The following is a 2,927-nucleotide window of genomic DNA, read 5'->3' as shown; positions in this document are numbered from 1 at the left end:
GGTTGTCGTCAGCTCGTGTCGTGAGATGTTGGGTTAAGTCCCGCAACGAGCGCAACCCTCGTTCTATGTTGCCAGCACGTAAAGGTGGGGACTCATAGGAGACTGCCGGGGTCAACTCGGAGGAAGGTGGGGATGACGTCAAATCATCATGCCCCTTATGTCTTGGGCTTCACGCATGCTACAATGGCCAGTACAAAGGGCTGCGAGACCGCAAGGTGGAGCGAATCCCAAAAAACTGGTCTCAGTTCGGATTGGGGTCTGCAACTCGACCCCATGAAGTCGGAGTCGCTAGTAATCGCAGATCAGCAACGCTGCGGTGAATACGTTCCCGGGCCTTGTACACACCGCCCGTCAAGTCACGAAAGTCGGTAACACCCGAAGCCGGTGGCCCAACCCTTGTGGAGGGAGCCGTCGAAGGTGGGACTGGCGATTGGGACTAAGTCGTAACAAGGTAGCCGTACCGGAAGGTGCGGCTGGATCACCTCCTTTCTAAGGAGCATCTGGCGCCGGTTCGCCGGCGTCCAGGCCTCTGCCTCGGACGTACGTTCCGTGGAGAGTGCTCAAGGGTGGAACATCGATTACTTGGCACCGGTCGCGTCGACCTCACTCAGTACAGCTCCTCGGAGCAGGAACCTGTGAGCGACACGCTCCCGGTGCTTGGCACGCTGTTGGGTCCTGAGGGACCGGGCTTCACGCCTGACCTCAGCGACGACGGCCTCGACCCGGTCACGACCAGGACGGGGCCGTTTCGCGCGGACCGACCCCCGGATGAACCACTCGCTGCCGGCGAGCAGGCACCGGACACGGGGTCGATCTCCGCCCGTACCTTGAGAACTGCACAGTGGACGCGAGCATCTTTGATTCAAGTTAATAAGGGCACACGGTGGATGCCTAGGCACTAGGAGCCGAAGAAGGACGTAGGAACCTGCGATAAGCCTTGGGGAGCTGGTAACCGAGCTGTGATCCAAGGATTTCCGAATGGGGAAACCCGGCTGGAGTCATGTCCAGTCACCCACGCCTGAACACATAGGGCGTGCGGAGGGAACGTGGGGAAGTGAAACATCTCAGTACCCACAGGAAGAGAAAGCAACCGCGATTCCGTGAGTAGTGGCGAGCGAAAGCGGAAGAGGCTAAACCGATCACATGTGATAGCCGGCAGGCGTTGTGTGGTCGGGGTCGTGGGACCTCTCAGTCAGTTCTGCCGAGCTGGCAGCAAGTTACCAATCCGCGTCATAGTCGAAGGGCATTGAACGGCCCGGCACAGAGGGTGCTACCCCCGTAGACGAAATGGCGTGGACTTGCGAGAGGGATCCCAAGTAGCACGGGGCCCGAGAAATCCCGTGTGAATCTGGCAGGACCATCTCCCAAGCCTAAATACTCCCTAGTGACCGATAGCGGACAAGTACCGTGAGGGAAAGGTGAAAAGTACCCCGGGAGGGGAGTGAAATAGTACCTGAAACCGTGTGCTTACAATCCGTCGGAGCCTCCCTAGCAGGGGTGACGGCGTGCCTTTTGAAGAATGAGCCTGCGAGTTAGTGTTACGTGGCGAGGTTAACCCGTGTGGGGAAGCCGTAGCGAAAGCGAGTCCGAATAGGGCGACTCAGTCGCGTGATCTAGACCCGAAGCGGAGTGATCTACCCATGGCCAGGTTGAAGCGCGGGTAAGACCGCGTGGAGGACCGAACCCACCAGGGTTGAAAACCTGGGGGATGAGCTGTGGGTAGGGGTGAAAGGCCAATCAAACTCCGTGATAGCTGGTTCTCCCCGAAATGCATTTAGGTGCAGCGTCACGTGTTTCTTGCCGGAGGTAGAGCTACTGGATGGCTAATGGGCCCTACAAGGTTACTGACGTCAGCCAAACTCCGAATGCCGGTAAGTGAGAGCGTGGCAGTGAGACTGCGGGGGATAAGCTCCGTAGTCGAGAGGGAAACAGCCCAGACCACCAGCTAAGGCCCCTAAGCGTGTGCTAAGTGGGAAAGGATGTGGAGTTGCTCAGACAACCAGGAGGTTGGCTTAGAAGCAGCCACCCTTTAAAGAGTGCGTAATAGCTCACTGGTCAAGTGATTCCGCGCCGACAATGTAGCGGGGCTCAAGCACACCGCCGAAGCTGTGGCATTCACACATTGCCCGGCCGTCCTAGACGGTCCAAGCGTGTGGATGGGTAGGGGAGCGTCGTGTGGCGAGTGAAGCGGCGGAGTGATCCAGCCGTGGACGCCACACGAGTGAGAATGCAGGCATGAGTAGCGAATGACGGGTGAGAAACCCGTCCGCCGAATGACCAAGGGTTCCAGGGTCAAGCTAATCTGCCCTGGGTAAGTCGGGACCTAAGGCGAGGCCGACAGGCGTAGTCGATGGACAACGGGTTGATATTCCCGTACCGGCGAAGAACCGCCCATGCTGAACCCAGTGATGCTAAGCGCCTGAAGCCGGCTGACTCTTCGGAGGAGGCATGGTGGAGCGCGCGACCCGATCTGGTAGTAGGCAAGCGATGGAGTGACGCAGGAAGGTAGCCTCCGCGTGGCGATGGTAGTCCACGTCCAAGGGTGTAGGGCGAGGTGTAGGCAAATCCGCACCTCATGCGCCTGAGACCTGATAGTGACCGCGATAGCGGGAAGCAGGGTGATCCTATGCTGCCGAGAAAAGCTTCTAGCGAGGTTCGAGCCGCCCGTACCCCAAACCGACTCAGGTGGTCAGGTAGAGAATACCAAGGCGATCGAGTGAATCGTGGTTAAGGAACTCGGCAAAATGCCCCCGTAACTTCGGGAGAAGGGGGGCCGGACAGGTGAAGGAGTTCTCCTCCTAGCCTTGATGGCCGCAGAGACCAGGGAGAAGCGACTGTTTACTAAAAACACAGGTCCGTGCGAAGTCGCAAGACGATGTATACGGACTGACGCCTGCCCGGTGCTGGAACGTTAAGGGGACGGGTTA

2 rRNA genes are annotated in these 2,927 nt (G+C 58.6%); both read left to right on the top strand.

The window, feature by feature from the left end:
- Positions 1–489 (top strand): 16S ribosomal RNA (locus ACYVJ4_RS17680); the annotation flags it as partial.
- 371 nt (positions 490–860) lie between these two features.
- Positions 861–2,927 (top strand): 23S ribosomal RNA (locus ACYVJ4_RS17675); the annotation flags it as partial.

The organism is Angustibacter peucedani (genome assembly GCF_054779595.1).
This window is presented reverse-complemented; position numbering and strand designations above follow the sequence as displayed.